The following is a 16,796-nucleotide window of genomic DNA, read 5'->3' on the forward strand; positions in this document are numbered from 1 at the left end:
TTGAATCGCTCTGTTGATTGTGGATATTCTCCGTGTGGCTAGAACTGCTCGTTTCCGGCAAAAGCCGGATTTGAGAGTGACCCTCCGCCAGCGTCCCCCCGACGCAAGGGCACCCGGGTCCACTGGCCGCGACGCTGCTTCGGCAGCCGTCCGCACATACGCGTTCGGAGGAGTCCCCTCATGGCTGGAACTGACACGATTCGGGAGCGGTGTTCTCGCACTTCCCCCCACCTGTTCACGGCGGGCCGCGCGAGCCTGCTGGCGACGCTCGCCAGCCTGACGGTGGCGTGCGGTGGTGCGGAGTCCACGGAGCTGGAGTCCTCCGCCAACGTGGAGCCGCGGCTCGCGGTCCAGGGCCAGGACCTGTCGCTGGGCGACATCCTGGGCGGCGGCAACCGCGAGCCGCCCGTGGGCCTGGCGCTGGAGGTGGACAACGGCAAGGGCGTGCCCATCAAGGTGAAGGCCGGCCAGAGCTTCTGGGTGAACCAGATTGACCTGCGCGCCTCCATCACCGCGTCGAAGGACGAGGGCGTGGACGGCCTGCGCCAGAACAGCGACTTCCTGGCCATTGGGTGGTCGGGTGTGCGCCTGGCGGACCAGGAGTTCGTGGGCCTGTCGAACCCGGACGGCACCTTCACCCGCCGCCGCTTCTACCGTGACGCCGCGTGGATGAAGGCGACCAGCCTCTTCACGGTGGAGCCGGTGGACTCCCGCGGCGTGCTGACGGGCGCGCCGGTGCTGCTGAACATCGGCAGCGACGACACCCGCCGCACGGAGCGTGACGACTTCTTCATCCGCCGCATGCGCGCCATCCAGTGGACGCGCGACTGCCGCTCGCTCACGGACTGCAACGGCGCCACGGCCTATGAGGAAGAGGCCCTGGTGGAGCTGCGCAACGCGTACGACCACGCGAAGAAGCAGACCCTCACCTTCAACTCCCGCACGGCGGGTCTGCGCCTGCGCTGGAGCCTGCGCCCGTTCGCGCCCTACTACATCCCGGTCACCCAGGTGTCACAGCCCGAGTTCAGCTACGGGTTCGGCATCGACATCAAGCCCGTGACGGCGCCCCGCAAGGACGGCACGTACGCCCCCGGGTCGAACGTCACCTTCCAGATGACCCTGAAGGACGGCCAGGGCAAGCGCCTGCACAAGGCCGGAAGCCTCCCAACCTACAATGAGGTCGCACCTCCGGGCGCTCCCGGTAGCCCGGGCGGCATCCAGTACTATCAGGCGTTCTTCAACCCCACGACGACCTACTATCGCCGCAAGCACCAGGAACGGATGATGATGACGCAGCTCATCGGGCCGGCGCAGGACATCCAGCCCATCCGGACCATCGTCGACCTGGAGGCCTTCCTGGATGACTCGCAGGACGTGCAGACCATCGCCACCCCGGCGCGCGACGGCGTCTATGCGCAGTTCATGACCTTCCCCCCCGCCAACAAGCTCTTCGGCGGCGCCTTCTTCCCCAATGACGGTCGCTGGGACGCGCCCGTGAGCGATACCTGGACCTACACCCTGCCCGCGGACGTGAAGCCCGGCACCTACCTGGTGACCGCCAAGGCGCGCCGCAATTACCTGGGCGAGGACATCCCGGCGTCGCGCACCATCGAAATCCAGGTGGGGACGAAGACGCACACCAGCGCGGCCCTGACCACGGGTCCGTGCAACACCTGCCACAGCAAGGGCGGCGATCTGGGTGAAGTCCTCCATGCGAACGACAACCGCGCCGCGTGCGCGTCGTGCCATGCTCCGCTGGGCTTCGAACTGGAAGGTCCCATCTTCGTGCGCACGCACTTCATCCACTCGCGCTCCAACCGCTTCGACGCGCCCCTGGAGAAGTGCTCGTCCTGCCACCTGAAGCAGGAGACCACGCAGCGCACCAGCAAGGCCGCCTGCCTGTCGTGCCACAAGAGCTACCCTGAGAGCCACGTGGCGAAGTTCGGCCCCATCGAGAGCATGTACGTCGGCGGGGGCCGCGAGTCGTTCCAGCAGTGCACCGGCAGTTGTCACAAGACACACCCCGGCGCCGGCTTCTAGCCGCCGCCGGTTCGCAAGGAGGTCCTCATGGCGCACGTGAAGATGCAGACGGCTCGTTCCACCCTCACGGATCCGGTCGCCGTCGCCGAGGACCTCCTGGGCCAGTTGCACGGCCCCCCGCCGAAGCTGGTGACGCTGTTCGCGGCCCGCCAGCGGGACCAGCGCGCGCTCAACCGCGCGGTGCGCGAGCGGCTGCCCAAGGACACCCGGCTGGTGGGCGCCACCACCGCCGGGGAGCTGGACAACAACGGCATCCACGAGAACAGCGTGGTGATGGGCGCGCTCTCCGGCGACTTCGAGGTGGGCCTGGGTCTGGGTTCGGGCCTCACCGGGGACGCCATCGCCGCGGGCGCGCAGGCCATCAAGCGCGCGTGCGAGGAGCTGGGCGTGCGTCAGCAGGACCTGGACGCGCGCCGGTACGTGGGCCTCGTGATTGACGACGGCTTCCGTTACAAGAAGGAAGAGCTGCTGCTGGGCATCCTGGAGAAGAACCAGACCCTGGTGCTCGTGGGCGGCGGCGCCAGCGATTCAGAGACGGACCCCGCGCGCCAGTCCGCCCTCATCCACGTGGATGGCGAAGTGGCCGGCGACGGTGTGCTGGTGGCCCTGTTCAAGACGAACGCCCCCTGGGCCGCGCTGCGCTCGCACTGGTACGTGCCCACCGGCGAGCGCATGACCATCACCAAGGTGGACGAGACGCACACGCGCGCCTTGGAGATCGACGGCCAGCCCGCCGCCCGGCGCTACGCGGACATCCTGGGCGTGGAGAACATCGCGGACCTGGAGTTCGGCCGGCCGGGTGGCTTCGCGCTGCGCCCCACCGCGCTCAAGGTGGGCCGCGAGTACTTCATCCGCGCCGCGTGGCGCCCCCTGGAGGACGGCTCCATCCTGTTCGCCAACCTCCTGGAGGAGGGCAGTGAGCTGGACCTGATGAAGGCCGGCGACCTGGCGGGCATGACGCGGGACTTCTTCCAGGAGGAACTGCCCAGGCGGGTGCAGAACCCCCAGGCCGCCCTCCTGTTCCACTGCAGCGGACGCCTGTGGTACGCGCAGGCCCAGGGCATGTTGCCAAAGCTCTCCGAGGCCATGAAGCTTGCACCGTCCGCTGCTGGGATGAACGTGCAATTCGAGATCTACTCGGGCTTCCACATCAACACCACGCTGACCGTGCTCGCGTTCGGCTCCAACTAAACAGACCATGGCCCACCACCCGTTCGACGTGGCCCAAGCCGAAGCGCCCCTCGGTTACACCCTGTCCCTGCTCCTGGTGGGCAGCGAGCGTGAGACGCGCGCCATGCGCGACGCGTTGGAGAAGGAGGACATCCTCTCCATGCTCACGCTGGAGCCCGTCAGTACGCGGGAAGCCCTGGAGCAGGCGCTGGAGCGCCCCTGGGCCCTGGTGCTGGTGGGGTCCGAGCTGCCGGGCATGACCTGGGAGGACGTCCAGGCCGCCTGGGTGAAGCGCGGCCGTGAGACGGCCTTCGTGGTGAGCGCGCCCACCTGGAGCGCGGACACGCTGGCCGCCGTCATGCGCGCCGGCGCGCGCGACTACGTCAGCGAGGACCGCTACGGCCACCTGCCCTTCGTGGTGGCGCGCGAGCTGCGCCTGCACGCCGAGCGCGCCCAGCACCAGATGACGGGCGTGGAGCTCAAGCGCACCAACTACCTGCTCAGCAACATCATCGACGCGCTGCCCTTCGTGCTGTTCGTGAAGGACGCGGAGACGCGCCGGCTGGTGGTGGTGAACAAGACGTTCGCGGACGCGTTCCGGGTCACCAAGGAGTGGTTGCTGGGGAAGCTGGACCACGACTACTTCCCCAAGGAGCAGGCGGAGTCGTTCATCGCCATCGACTCGGAAATCCTCGAGACGCGCAAGATGAAGACGTTCGAGGAGGTGGCCCGCGCGGATGGCGTGGACCGCATCTTCGCCACGCGCAAGATTCCGCTCCTGGACGACCAGAACGTCGCGCGCTTCGTGATGGGCGTCACGGAGGACATCTCCGACCGCAAGCAGAACGAGGCGGCCCTGCGCGCCTCCAGGGATGAGCTGGAGGCCGCCAACAAGCAGCTGGCCGCCAGCCTGGAGGAGATCAAGAAGACGCGCGCGGTGTCCGCCCGCTCCCTGGCGAGCTACCAGCAGCGCGCGCTCCAGATGGAGATCATCCGCCAGCAGAACGAGGACCTGGACCGGCTGGCCCAGGAGCTCTCCGTCGCCAAGCGCAATGAAGAAGAGCGCGCTCGCGAGGCGGAAGGCGCCGTGCGCCTCAAGAGCGAGTTCCTGGCGAACTTCAGCCACGAAATCCGCACGCCGCTCAACGGCATCATCGGCTACTGCGACCTGCTCATGCGCGAGGAGGGCAGCCGCCTGACGCCGCACGGCCGCCGCGACCTCAACGTGGTGAAGACGAACGCCAAGACGCTGCTGGCGCTCATCAACGACATCCTGGACCTGTCCAAGATTGAAGCGGGCCGCGTGGAGGTCGTCACCGAGCCGGTGGACGTGCAGGAGCTGGCCGACGAGTGCATGGCCACCGTGAAGGAGTACCTGAAGGGCAAGGACGTGGCCCTCACGGTGAACGTGGACACCGAGGCGAAGGAGATCCGCACCGACGCGCTGAAGCTGCGGCAGATCATGCTCAACCTCTTGAGCAACGCGGCCAAGTTCACGGACACGGGAGAGGTGGCGCTCACGGTGGTGCCCGCGGGCGGCGGCGAGCTGCTGATGACGGTGGAGGACACCGGCGTGGGCATCCCGTCGGATCAGCTCGCCTTCATCTTCGAGAAGTTCCGCCAGGTGGACGGCACCACCACGCGCAAGGTGGGCGGTACGGGGTTGGGGCTCGCCATCGTGCGCGAGCTCACCCGCGTGCTGGGCGGCACGGTGGACGTGAAGAGCACGCTGGGCCGCGGCTCCACCTTCACGGTGCGGCTGCCGGACGTGCTGGCGACGACGGTGGGCGCGGACAGCCCGCACGCCACGGAGCGCCTGGTGCCCTTCCACGACGTGGCCCAGAAGCTCGCGCCCATGGCGCGCCCGGGCAGCACGGTGATGGTGGTGGACGACGACGTGCTCATCCAGCAGCTCGTCACGGGCCAGCTGGAGCCCGCGGGCTTCAGGGTGGTGACGGCCAATGACGGCCTCGCCGCGCTGAAGCTGGCCCGCGAGGTGAAACCTCAGGCCATCCTGCTGGACATCCACCTGCCGCGCATGGACGGCTGGTCCGTCCTGAGCCAGCTGAAGAGCGACCCGACGCTGGCCGCCATCCCCGTCATCCTGGTGTCGGTGGAGGAGCAGCGCGCCCGCGGCTTCAGCCTGGGGGCGTGCGAGTACCTGGTGAAGCCGGTGGAGCCGGAGCGCCTGGTGGACGTGGTGCAGAAGAGCCTGGCCTCCGCGGGCGCGTCCGCCGCCACGGGCGACGTGCTGGTGGTGGACGACGACGCGGCCACGCGCGAGCTGGTCAGCCGCAACCTGCGCCGCGCGGGCTTCTCCACCAACGAGGCGCGCAACGGCGAGGACGCGCTGCTCAAGGCGCGCGTGTCTCCGCCGTCGCTGGTGGTGCTGGACCTGATGATGCCGAACCTGGACGGCTTCGAGGTGCTGCGCCGGCTGCGCGCGGAGAAGCTGTCCGTGCCGGTGGTGGTGCTCACCGGCAAGACGCTGTCCACCGAAGAAGAGTCGCTGTTGCGCGACGGCTTCGCGGGCTTCGTGCGCAAGGGCGGCCACGCGCTGGAGGACGTCATCGCGCAGGCCAAGGGCCTCTTGATGACCCAGCGGGCGGCGTCCGCGGGGAAGCTGCCTCGCGTGCTGTACGTGGAGGACAGCGAGCAGAACCGCGACATCGTCCGCAGGTACCTTGGCGGACTGTATGACCTCATCGAGGCGGAGGACGGCGAGCAGGGGCTGGAGCGGGCCCGCAACGACGCGCCGGACCTCATCCTCATGGACCTGTCCCTGCCGCGGCTCGACGGTTGGGAAGTCACGCGCAGGCTCCGCGCGTTGCCGGATGGGCAGAATGTGCCCGTCATCGCCGTTACGGCGCACGCGGGTCGCGAATACCAGGACAAGGCGCAGGCGGCCGGTTGCACGGCCTACATGACCAAGCCCCTGGACCGCGATCAGCTCATCGAGACGATTCGTCAGTACCTAGGGAGAAGCCATGGCTGAAGCCAAACCGCGCGTCCTTGTCGTGGACGACGATCCGGACCTGCTCGACCTCGTGCAGCGCTCGCTGAGCGCGTACGGGTTCGATGTGCAGACCCACACGTCCGCATTGGGCGTGTCCAACATCGTGCGCGCCTCCGAGCCGGACTTCGTGCTCATCGACGTCAACTTCCCCGCCCTCAAGGGGGACAAGGTGGTGGGCCTGGCGCGCCAGTACGCGCCCCCCGGCACCCGCTTCATCCTCTACTCCGCCTCGGACGAGGCCAAGCTGCGCTCGCTGGCCGTCGCCTCCGGCGCGGACGGCTACATCTCCAAGAGCGTTCAGGGCGCGGAATTGGCGCAGAAGCTCAACGCCATGCGCCTCAAGCCTCGCCCGGCGTCGCCCAACCGGAATCCCTCACCGGTTGAGAGCTGACCCACCCCCTGGGTGAGCCCGACCCCTCGGGCCACCCCGTACTCCGGACGGATGGGAATCTCAAAAATCGATAACCCGCAAGCCCTGTATGACTTGAAGTTCACCAAAAGGGCTGTAAGGTAGTCGCTTCTAGAGATTTACGCGCTCACTGTTCCTCCCGACTGGGGCGCGCTCTACCCACCACGAACTGCCTGCGTCCCCCCGGAGGCACCTTGCATACGTCGACCAATTACAGCCACGCCGAAAAGCTGAAGCAGGAGCTGACTCAACCCCTGTTCAACGTGATGCTGAAGAAGTGGGTGGGCAAGGGCGAGCTGGACTACGAGCGCTACCTGCACACGGACACCCTGCTGTCCCTGCAGTCGCCGGAAGGGGAGCTGGTTTCCCATGACGAGCTGATGTTCCAGATCGTCCACCAGTCCCAGGAGCTGTACCTGAAGCTGGCGTCGCGGGAGATGGTGGAGGTGGTGGCGGAGATGGACCGCGACGCGCTGTGGGCGGTGGTGGCCCGGCTGGCGCGTGTGCAGAAGATCATCGCCGGCATCAGCGCGGAGATGGCCATCCTGGAGACGATGACCCCGGCCGAGTACCAGGTCATCCGCCGCAGCCTGGGCAACGGCAGCGGCCAGGAGTCGCCGGGCTACAACACCTTGCGTCTGGCGGCGGACGGGCTTGAGTCCGCCATGGAGCGCATGCTGGCGCGTCGCGGGCTGACGCTGTTCCAGGTCTATTCGGCTGGGGGGCCGAAGGACCTGCAGCACGTCTGCGAGCAGCTGGTCACGGTGGATGAGAGCTTCCAGGGATGGCTGTACGCGCACTACCAGCTGGTGCGCCGGACGATTGGTATCGACCGCACGGTGAAGGCGCTGGACGGGCTGCCGTCGCAGGTGCTGCAGGCGCGGATGACGCTGCCGCTGTTCCGCGCGCTGTGGGACGTGCGCGTGGAGCTGACCGCGGGCTGGAAGCGCGAGGGTGGCTACACGCCGGGTGAGTCGCGCGGCGGCGGCTGCCCGATGGCCGCGATCAACGCGATGAAGGACACGGCGGTGAACATGCCGGCGGCCCAGGCCCAGGCGGCGCACGCGCATGTGGCGGCGCACGCGCAGCACGCCTCGGCGGCGCAGGTGCATCACACCGCGACGGCGCACGCGGCCCCGGCCCATGCGCATGAGGCGCGCACCGGCGGCGGCTGCCCGATGAACGCGCAGCACGCTCCGGCGGCCCACGCGGCCCCGGTCCACGCTCCGGCGGCCCACGCGGCCCCGGTCCACGCTCCGGCGGTCCACGCGGCCCCGGTCCACGCTCCGGCGGCCCACGCCTCCGCGGTCCATGCGCACTCCGCCACGGCCCACGTTCAGCACGCCTCGGTGGCTCACGCCGTCATGGCGCATGCTTCGGAGGTCCACGCGGCCCATGCGCAGCACGCCTCGGCGGCGCACGCGGCCCCAGTCCCTGCGCACGAGGCTCGCACGGGCGGCGGCTGCCCGATGCATGCTCAGCACGCGCCGGTGGCCCATGCTCCGGCCGCCCACGCACAGCCGGCTCTGGCTTCACACGCTCCGCACGCGGCGGCCCATCCTCCGCATGTGGCGCACGCGCCGGTGGTCCACGCCCCGCACGCGTCGGTGCCGCACGTGCCCGCTCCTCATGCGGCGGCGGCTCCCGCGCCGGTGATGCACGGGCCGCATGCGGCGGTGCCCCACGCTCCGACTCCTCACGGGCCTCACGCGCATCCGCACGCCGCGCATGTATCGGCGTACACCCACGCCCAGGAGCTGCGGAGCCAGTCGTGACCGTGGCGGCACTCCCGGCAGCCCTGCGCGCGGAGTACCCGCTGCTCCAGACCTGCACGTACCTCAACAGCAACTCGACCGGGGCGCTGCCCCGGGCCGTGGAGGGCGTGCTGGCGCAGTACTGGAACACGATGCGCGCGTGGCGCGATGACACCTGGGACATGTGGCTGTCCCAGATGCAGGCGTACGCGGACGGGGTGGCGGAGCTCATCGGCGCACCCGCCGGCTCCGTCGCGCTGGACACCAACCTGAGCGCGCACCTGTCGCGCCTGGCCTCGTGCCTGGAGTTCACCGGAGAGCGCCGCCGCGTCGTCATCACCGACCTGGAGTTCCCCACGGTGCCCTTCATCTGGAAGGGCTTCGCGCGCTACGGGGCGGAGCTGGTCGTCGTCCCGTCGAAGGACGGCCGCGTGGACGAAGCCGCGCTGGAGGCGGCCATCGACGAGCGCACGCTCATCGTCTGCGTCGCGCACGGGGCCTTCGCCACCGGCGCCGTGCTGGACGTCGCGCGCATCGCCAGGGCGGCGCACGCGGCCGGAGCGCTCATCGCCACGGACGCGTACCAGACCGTGGGCACCGTCCCCGTGGACGTGCGCCAGTTGGACGTGGACTTCCTCATGGGCGGCGCGCACAAGTGGCTGGGCGGCTCCGAGGCCGCCTTCCTGTACGTGCGCCCCGGGCTCCTGCCCACGCTCCGGCCCGCGGTCACCGGATGGCTGGCCGGCGCGTCACCGCTCGGCTTCCAGCAGACGACGGACTACGCGCCGGACGCGCGCCGGATGATGGGCGGCACGCCCGCGCCGCTGATGGTGCTGCTGTCCCGTCCCGGCCTGGAGCTGCTCAAGGGCGTGGGCATCCACGCCGTGCGCGAGCACTCGCTGAAGCTCACCGGCCGGCTGATGGCGCGCGCGGACGAGGCAGGCCTGCGCGTGGTGACGCCGCGCGAGCCGCACCAGCGCGGCGGCGTGGTGGCGATGAGCTTCCCCGGCGACGCCCAGGTGACGACGCGGCTGGTGGCGCGCGGCTTCATCTGCAGCCACCGGGGCTTCTTGCGCGCCGCGCCGCACTTCTACAACACGCCCGAGGAAGTGGACGCCTTCATGGACGCGCTCATCGAAGCGCAGCACAATGAAGCCGCATGAGCAGCCAGATGCCTCCCTTCACACGTGAGGCGCCGTCGCCTCGCGCCCTGCTGCACCTGCTGTTCAACGGCGCCCGCGCGATGGACGTCGTGGAGACCGCGCTGAAGCTGGGCCTGCTGGACGCGCTGGAGCCCGGCCCGGTGACGCTGGGCGAGCTGGCCACGAAGTACGACCTGCGGCCCACGCGGCTCTACAAGTTCCTCGACTGCCTTGAGAGCCTGGGGCTGGTGCAGCGCGAGCAGACCAGCGATGCGCTGGAGGCGGCGCGCTACCGGGGCGTGCCCGGCCTGCGCGAGGCGGCGGAGCTCGTGCTCGGCGCGGGGTCGCTGGAGCGCGACCGCGAGAAGTACGACTGGAAGGCCCTGTACGGCCGGCTGCCGGAGACGCTGCACGGCGAGCACTCCATGTCCGCCACGTCGTTCGACTGGCCTCCGCGCACGCCCGAACAGGTGGAGGGCTTCGAGGCCAGCATGTCCGCGGGCCTGGGCCCCATCCTGGAGACGTTCCGCGCGCACGCGAGCACCCTGTGGCCCTCCGAGGCCCGGCTGCTCGACGTGGGCGGCGGGGACGGCACGCTCGCGGAGCACCTGCTGCGCCAGCACCCGATGCTCTCCGTGGACGTCTACAACCTGCCCGCCACGGAAGCCCTCGTCGCGCGCACGCGCGAGCGCGCGGGCCTGTCCGCCAAGCGGCTGGGCTTCGTGGGCGGCGACTTCCTGAAGGAGCCGCTGCCCCGGGGCTACGACGCGCTGTCGCTCGTGCGCGTGCTGCATGACTGGCCCGCGGAGGTGGCGCGGTCGCTGATGCAGGCCGCCTTCGCCGCCCTGCCCTCCGGCGGACGCGTGCTCATCTGCGAGGAGTTCCGCACCCCGGAGCGGCTGGCGGCCCAGTTCTTCTGGTCCTACTTCCTCATCGGCGTGGACACGTGCGTGAGCCGGCTGCGCGAGGTGGAGTTCTACCTGGAGGGGCTCACCGCCGCGGGCTTCACGGATGCGCACGTGCTCCCCGGCCCCTTCGAGCTGGTGGTGGCCACGAAGCCCTGACCCTCCCCGGGGCGTCCTGGCATGCCCCGCGGGCCCTGTCCTACGCTGGACACCCAGCCCCATCCGGCAGGTCACAACGGGTGGGGCCATGTTCAGACTGTGTCTCAGCCAGACGCGGTAACCAGCCACACGCAGACGGGAGGAGCCTGTATGCCAGGTCCCCGGTCACGAACGGGGTTGAATGCGGTAGGGCAGGACCACGGGTGGGAAGAAGCGCGGGAGTCCCAAGCGCGACAACGTGGTGTCGGACCAGCGGCGCGCACGCATCTGGAGCGCGAGGTGATGGTGCCGGTGGATGACGCCGTCCTCGTCCGAGGACGGCTGGCGGTGCCCTCGGGGGCCCGGGGCGTGGTGGTGCTGGCGCGCGGCAGCGACAGCAGCCTCCAGAGTCCACGGCTCGCGCAGACCGCGCGCCTGTTCCAGGCGATGGGGCTGGGCACCTTGTTGATGGACCTGCTCACCCGCGAGGAGATGGAGGAGCGCAGGACGCGGCAGTTGCGCTTCAACGTGGGCCTGCTGGGCATGCGCATGGCGGGCGCCGCCCGTTGGCTGAGGCGCGAGGGCCCCTCCGCGGGCCTGAACGTGGGCTACTTCGGCGCGCACACCGGCGCGGGCGCGGCGCTGGCGGCCGCGGCCTTCCGGCCTGATCAGGTGGAGGCCGTCGTGTCGCGTGGCGGCCGTCCGGACCTGGCCGGCGCGGTGCTGCCCAAGGTGCAGGCCCCCACCCTGCTGCTGGTGGGCGGCGCGGACACGCTGGGCCTGGACATCAACCGCCGGGCCTACGAGGCGCTCCGCGCCGACAAGCGCATGGACATCATCCCGGGCGCCACCCACCACTTCCAGGAGGACTCGGAGCTGGAGCAGGTGGCCGAGCTCGCCGGGGAGTGGTTCCTCCAGCACCTGGGCGACCCCCGGGAAGCGCTGGAAGACGGCGCGGAGGAAGCCGCGCCGCCTTGAGGGAACAGCCTCAGGCCAGCACGGGACGGGTCACGCCCAGCTCGCACGCCATCACCGCGAGCTGGGCGCGGTTCTCCGGTCCCAGCTTGCGGTAGATGCTCGTCAGGTGCGCCTTCACCGTGCGCTCGGTGATGCCCAGGTGCGCGGCGATCTTCAGGTTGTCCGCGCCGGCCGCCACGTAGCCCAGCACCTCGCGCTCGCGCAGGGTCAGCCGTGACAGCGCGGAGCCCGGCATCTCGAGGTCGTCCAGGTGCAGGGCACTGGCGTGGAGCATGTCCACGGGCAGCAGCCGCTCGCCCCGGGCCACACGCCCCACGGCCCGCACCACGTCGTCAACGCCCGCGTTCAGCTTGCACAGGTAGCCCGCCGCTCCCGCCTGGAAGCAGCGCTCCACCACGTCCGGCTCCTGGTGTCCGGACAGCACCAGCGCGCGCACCTGCGGATGGAAGTCATGCAGGTACCTCAGCGCGTTCAATCCGTCCTCCGCGCCCTCGCGGCCCATGTGCTCCAGCCGCAGGTCCACCACCGCCACGTCCGGCGCGGCCGCGCGCACGTTGGAGAGGAACGTGCCTGTCTCCGCGCACCGGGCCACCACCTTCATCCCCGCGCCCTCGAGCAGGGCCACCAGGCTCTCGCGGAACACCTGCTGATCCTCCAGCAGCGCGACACGGATCTCCCGTCCCGTTGAGTTCAATTCCATGGATGACACCCTCGCCTTCCCATCGTTTGGTCATCACCCCCTGGGAAGGGACATCCACGCTATGCCATCGCGCCGCCCCCTGTGAAACCACCCCCGGTATGCGCGCGGCGGAGGAGAAGAACAGCGAACGTTTCGTCGTCCGAGACCCAGACGAAGAGTATGGCCGACAGTGCTCCCGCAAGAGCGGAAGTACAGGTCTTGCCCGGTCGGTCTCACTGGACTACGTCCTTTTGAATGGCGACCAAGCCTCCACGCGACAGCGAGCTCGAAGCCATCCTGGAGAAGGTCCGTCAGGTGCGGAACTTTGATTTCCGCAATTACAAGCGGGCCACGCTGCACCGGCGCATCGAGCGGCGGATGCAGGCCACGCGCTGCCGGAGCCGGGCGGCCTACCTGGCGCTGCTGGAGCGGGACCCCGCCGAGGTGAGCACGCTGGTCTCCTCCATGCTCATCAAGCTGACGACCTTCTTCCGGGACCGGGAGGTCTGGCAGGCCCTGGAGCAGAGCATGGCGGAGTTCGTGCGCCAGCGGCCGGACAAGGACCTGCGCATCTGGAGCGCGGGCTGCGCCACGGGCGAGGAGGCCTACTCGCTGGCCATCATCGCGGCGGAGGCGCTGGGGCCGGGCTACCCCGGCGCGGAGCTGAAGGTGTTCGGCACCGACGTGGACGAGGACGCCATCGCCACGGCCCGCCGGGGCGTCTATACGCCCGAGCAGTTGGAGAATGTCTCCCCGGAGCGGCTGGCGCGCTTCTTCGTGCGCACGGGCAACAGCTTCACGGTGCGCAAGGAGATCCGCCGCGCCGTGGTGTTCGGCGTGAACAACCTGGTGTCGGACGCGCCGGTGTCGCGCATCGACCTCCTCCTGTGCCGCAACGTCTTCATCTACCTGGACTCCGACCTGCAGAAGCGGGTGCTGGCGCGCTTCCAGTTCGCGCTGCGCCGCAACGGCCAGATGGTGTTGGGCCGCTCGGAGCTCATCCCCTTCGCGGCCCGGCTCTTCCGGCCCATCGACCTGGCCCGGCGCATCTACCGCAAGGATGGGCACGTGGAGCTCACCAGCACGACGCAGGACCGCCTGCCACCGGAGCCCATGAGCCTGGCGCGCATCCTCGAACCCAGCCTGGACTTCGAGCGCTCCTTCCTGCGCAACCTCCTGGACTCGCATCCCTGTCCGCACATCGCGACGGACAATGACGGCACGGTGACGCTGTGGAGCCGCGCGGCGGCCCGGATGTGGAACCGCAACGAGGGGGAGATGCTGGGCAAGAAGCTGGCCGCGCTGGGCCTGGCGGGCCTCAGCGGCGACCTGCTCGTCGAACAGAGCCAGCGCGTGCGCTCCGGCAGCTCCGAGCGGGAGGTGGCCGACGGGGTGATGGAGGTCTCCAACGGGGAGCCCCTCGCCCTGCGCGTCCAGGTGGTGCCCCTGCGCGAGTCGGCGGGAGGGCGGCAGGGCCTGCTGTACACCGTCCACGACATCACCCACCTGCGCGGCGTGGAGCAGAACCTGCGCACGGCGCAGGAGGAGCTGCAGGCCATCCAGGTGCGGATGCAGTCCTCCACGGAGGAGCTGCGCGCGTCCAACGAGGAGCTGGAGACGACCAACGAGGAGCTCCAGTCCGCCAACGAGGAGCTGCAGACGACCAACGAGGAGCTCCAGTCCACCAACGAGGAGCTGGAGACGACCAACGAGGAGCTCCAGTCCGCCAACTCGGAGCTGGACGCCACCAACCGCGAGCTGGCGCACCGCACGCTGGAGATGGACGCGCTCACCTTCTGCCAGCGCACCATCATCCGCACCCTGTCCGCCGCGGTGCTGGTGCTGGACGGCGACGGCCGCATCACCACCTGGAACCTGGCCGCGGAGCGGCTCCTGGGCCTCACCGAGCGCGAAACGGTGGGCCAGCTCCTGTGGTCCCTGCACGTGCCCGCGCTGAAGCGCGCGCTGGTGCTCAAGCTGCGCCGCCACCTGCAGGAGAATCGCTCGCTGCGTCTGGATGGCATCCCCTATCAGCTGCCGCACGGGGGCAAGGGGAGCGCCACGCTGGTGGCCACGCCGCTCGTCACCGACACGCACGTGCTGGGCTCCATCATCCTCTTCGAGGACACCACCCGGGCCTCCGCCCTGCTGGAGGAGAACCAGCGCCTGCGGGAGAAGCTCAAGGCATGAGCCCGCGCCGCGAGCCCCCGCCCTCCACCGTCCCGGGCCCCAGCGTCCGGGAGTCCCAGGGACTCCTGCGCAAGTACCGCGAGCTCATGAAGAAGCACACCGCCCTGGTGCGCAAGTTGGGGGAGAACACCCGGCGGCAGGTCATCACCCTCAAGCTGTCGCGCTGGGCGCTGGAGACCAGCGACAGCGCGCTCGCGATGATGAACGCCACCAGCGTGGTTCTGGCCAACAGCCGCTGGCACGCGCTGGGGCGGCTGCGTGGCCCCTGGAGGCGCGAGGACGACGGCGCGGAGCGGATGGCCCTGCGCGACGTGGGCCAGGCGGAGGCCGCGGTGGTGCTCGCGCTCACCGAAGGCGGCGCGCGCATCACCCGCTACCGTCAGGCGCGCGAGGCCCAGCCCCGGGTGCTGGAGGTGCGCATCGAGCGCGTCACCGGCCAGATGCAGGGACAGGTGCTGGTGCTCGCGCGCGACATCACCGAACAGGCGCGCGCCGAGGAGGAGCTGGCGAGCGCGCGCGCCACCCTGCTGGAGCGCGAGAAGGTGCGCGCCCTGGGGGAGCTGGCGGCGGGCATCGCGCACGACCTGCGCGCCACGCTCAACGCCATGCGGCTGCGGCTGGAGCTGCTCCAGCGCGAAGTGAGCCCCACGGGCCAGGGCCAGCAGCACATGGACGCGCTCGTGAGCATCGTGTCCGACGCGGAGGCGCGCGTGGGCCGGCTCCAGGACTTCTCCCGCGGCAAGCACGGCACCGCCCTGGAGCCCGTCCAACTGGCCCACGTGGTCCACGACGCGGTGGACATCGTCCGGGGCGGCATCGAGCACCAGGCGCGCCAGGGCGGCCATCCCCTGAGCCTGGACGTGGCGCTGCCCGAAGGGCTTCCCCGCGTGGCAGGTTCGGCCATGGAGCTGCGCTACGTCGTCATCAACCTGCTCATCAACGCGCGCGACGCCATGCCCCGGGGCGGCGCCATCCGCGTGCGGGCCTTCAAGGCCGGGAAGGCCGTGCGGCTCGTGGTGGAGGACGAGGGCACGGGCATCCCGGAGGAGCACCTGCCGAACATCTTCAAGCCCTTCTTCACCACCAAGGGCGAAAAGGGCACGGGCCTGGGGCTGTCCATGGCCCACGGAGTGGTGACGCAGGCGGGCGGCACGCTCACCGCGGCCAACCGCCCGGAAGGGGGCGCGGTGTTCACGCTCACCTTCCCCGCGCTGAAGGCCGCTCCGGCGCACGGCGGAGCGCGCTGACCCGGAGCTTCAGCCCGTCTGCTCCGACTCGTCGGAGACCCCGAGCTCCGGAGGCTCCACGGACGCCGCGCCGGCCGGAGGCGCCGCGAGCACCGCCCGGCGCAGCAGCTCCACCTGGGACTCCGCCGTGCGGGCGCGCTCCTCGAAGCGTCGCGCGGAGTGGTCATGGCCACGCTCCCGGGCCCGGGCGGCCAGCCGGCGCGACAGGGACGCGCTCTCCTCCAGCGCGCGCAGCGCGGCCCACAGCGCGCCGTCCAGCTGGTTCTGCTGCGAGCCGGACAGCGCCTCCCCCGTGTACGCGTGGCCCGTGCGGCAGCGGAAGCGCAGCAGGCTGCCCTCCTCCAGCTCGAAGAGCACGCCGCCGCAGTCCGGGCAGCCGTAATAGGACGGCTTCGCGTACTCCACCGGCGAGGGAGGATCGCCCATGGCGGGAAGGTCCACCGACATCACCTTCACCTCCGTCTCCGCCTGCCGCGACCGCTTGCGCGAGCGCGGAGCCACGGGCGTGTCCACCAGCTGCGTCAGCAGCGCCCCCATCTCCGCCAGGGGCACGCAGTAATCCACCGCCACGAGCTCCAGCGCGCTCCGGGGCATGTCCGGGCAGAGCGCGTCGCGCGGTTCCTGCACCACCGCCAGCCCGCCCTCCCGCTTCACCGCCATCAGGCCGCTGGTACCGCAGTCCAGCGCGCCGGTCAGCACCACGCCCACCACGCGCGTGCCGTACGTGAGCGCGGCCGAGCGGAACAGCGGATCCACCGCCGGCCGGTGCCCGTTCTCCCTGGGCCCCTTCACCACCTTCACGCGGCCCGGCTCCACCAGCAGATGTCTGTCATTGGGCGCCACGTAGATGCGGCCCGGCGCCAAGGCCTCTCCGTCCCGAGGATGGTGGGCCGGCAACGGACCGGCGCGGGAGAGGATCTCCGGCAGGTAGCTGCGGTGCTGGGCCGGCACGTGGAGCACCAGCAGCACGCTGGCGGCCAGGTCCCCAGGCAGTCGCCGCACCAGTTGGGTCAGGGCCTCCACCCCGCCCATGGAGGCGCCGATGACGATGATGTCGTGGCGTTGCAAGTTCCCATCCCCCAATCCGGAAGCGCGAACAGACCTCGCCGCGTCTGTTTCAAGCTAGGC

12 protein-coding genes are annotated in these 16,796 nt (G+C 70.3%); 10 read left to right on the forward strand and 2 right to left on the reverse strand.

The window, feature by feature from the left end:
• Nucleotides 1-180 precede the first annotated feature (180 nt).
• From D7X99_RS09915 to D7X99_RS09955, 8 genes are all read left to right on the forward strand, one after another.
• A complete protein-coding gene (locus D7X99_RS09915; protein WP_121777549.1) occupies nt 181-2,040 on the forward strand; it encodes a cytochrome C in 1,860 nt (619 codons plus the stop codon).
• Between the two features lie 27 nt (nt 2,041-2,067).
• Nucleotides 2,068-3,231: an FIST signal transduction protein gene (locus D7X99_RS09920; RefSeq protein WP_120562383.1), complete on the forward strand. Its 1,164-nt coding sequence runs from the start codon at nt 2,068-2,070 to the stop codon at nt 3,229-3,231.
• A gap of 7 nt (nt 3,232-3,238) precedes the next feature.
• Nucleotides 3,239-6,205: a response regulator gene (locus D7X99_RS09925; protein ID WP_121777550.1), complete on the forward strand. Its 2,967-nt coding sequence runs from the start codon at nt 3,239-3,241 to the stop codon at nt 6,203-6,205.
• Nucleotides 6,198-6,617: a response regulator gene (locus D7X99_RS09930; protein ID WP_121777551.1), complete on the forward strand. Its 420-nt coding sequence runs from the start codon at nt 6,198-6,200 to the stop codon at nt 6,615-6,617. Before D7X99_RS09925 ends, D7X99_RS09930 begins: the two co-directional genes overlap by 8 nt.
• Nucleotides 6,618-6,829: 212 nt before the next feature.
• Nucleotides 6,830-8,410: a tryptophan 2,3-dioxygenase family protein gene (locus tag D7X99_RS43105; RefSeq protein ID WP_199756328.1), complete on the forward strand. Its 1,581-nt coding sequence runs from the start codon at nt 6,830-6,832 to the stop codon at nt 8,408-8,410.
• 2 nt (nt 8,411-8,412) lie between these two features.
• Nucleotides 8,413-9,552, forward strand: coding sequence for an aminotransferase class V-fold PLP-dependent enzyme (locus D7X99_RS09945; protein ID WP_233613253.1), 1,140 nt, complete (start codon nt 8,413-8,415; stop codon nt 9,550-9,552).
• A gap of 8 nt (nt 9,553-9,560) precedes the next feature.
• Complete coding sequence (locus D7X99_RS09950; protein ID WP_121777581.1) at nt 9,561-10,595, forward strand: methyltransferase; 1,035 nt, start codon at nt 9,561-9,563, stop codon at nt 10,593-10,595.
• A 282-nt stretch (nt 10,596-10,877) separates the two neighbouring features.
• Entirely contained in the window at nt 10,878-11,552 is a 675-nt protein-coding gene (locus D7X99_RS09955; protein ID WP_121777553.1) for a dienelactone hydrolase family protein, read from the forward strand.
• A gap of 10 nt (nt 11,553-11,562) precedes the next feature.
• Here D7X99_RS09955 and D7X99_RS09960 read toward each other — a convergent pair whose 3' ends face one another.
• The gene (locus D7X99_RS09960; protein WP_121777554.1) at nt 11,563-12,252 is read right to left on the reverse strand and encodes a response regulator transcription factor; all 690 of its coding nucleotides are present in this window, start codon (nt 12,250-12,252) and stop codon (nt 11,563-11,565) included.
• 234 nt (nt 12,253-12,486) lie between these two features.
• Between D7X99_RS09960 and D7X99_RS09965 the strand changes: the two genes are divergently transcribed.
• Nucleotides 12,487-14,421 (forward strand): CheR family methyltransferase, encoded by a 1,935-nt coding sequence (locus D7X99_RS09965; protein ID WP_121777555.1) that lies wholly within the window; start codon nt 12,487-12,489, stop codon nt 14,419-14,421.
• Complete coding sequence (locus D7X99_RS09970; protein ID WP_121751594.1) at nt 14,418-15,668, forward strand: sensor histidine kinase; 1,251 nt, start codon at nt 14,418-14,420, stop codon at nt 15,666-15,668. The genes D7X99_RS09965 and D7X99_RS09970 overlap by 4 nt, the downstream gene beginning before the upstream one ends.
• Before the next feature lie 9 nt (nt 15,669-15,677).
• Here D7X99_RS09970 and D7X99_RS09975 read toward each other — a convergent pair whose 3' ends face one another.
• The gene (locus tag D7X99_RS09975) at nt 15,678-16,736 is read right to left on the reverse strand and encodes a chemotaxis protein CheB (RefSeq protein WP_121777582.1); all 1,059 of its coding nucleotides are present in this window, start codon (nt 16,734-16,736) and stop codon (nt 15,678-15,680) included.
• Nucleotides 16,737-16,796 lie beyond the last annotated feature (60 nt).

It is taken from the genome of Corallococcus sp. AB032C (assembly GCF_003668935.1).
GTDB lineage: Bacteria > Myxococcota > Myxococcia > Myxococcales > Myxococcaceae > Corallococcus > Corallococcus exiguus.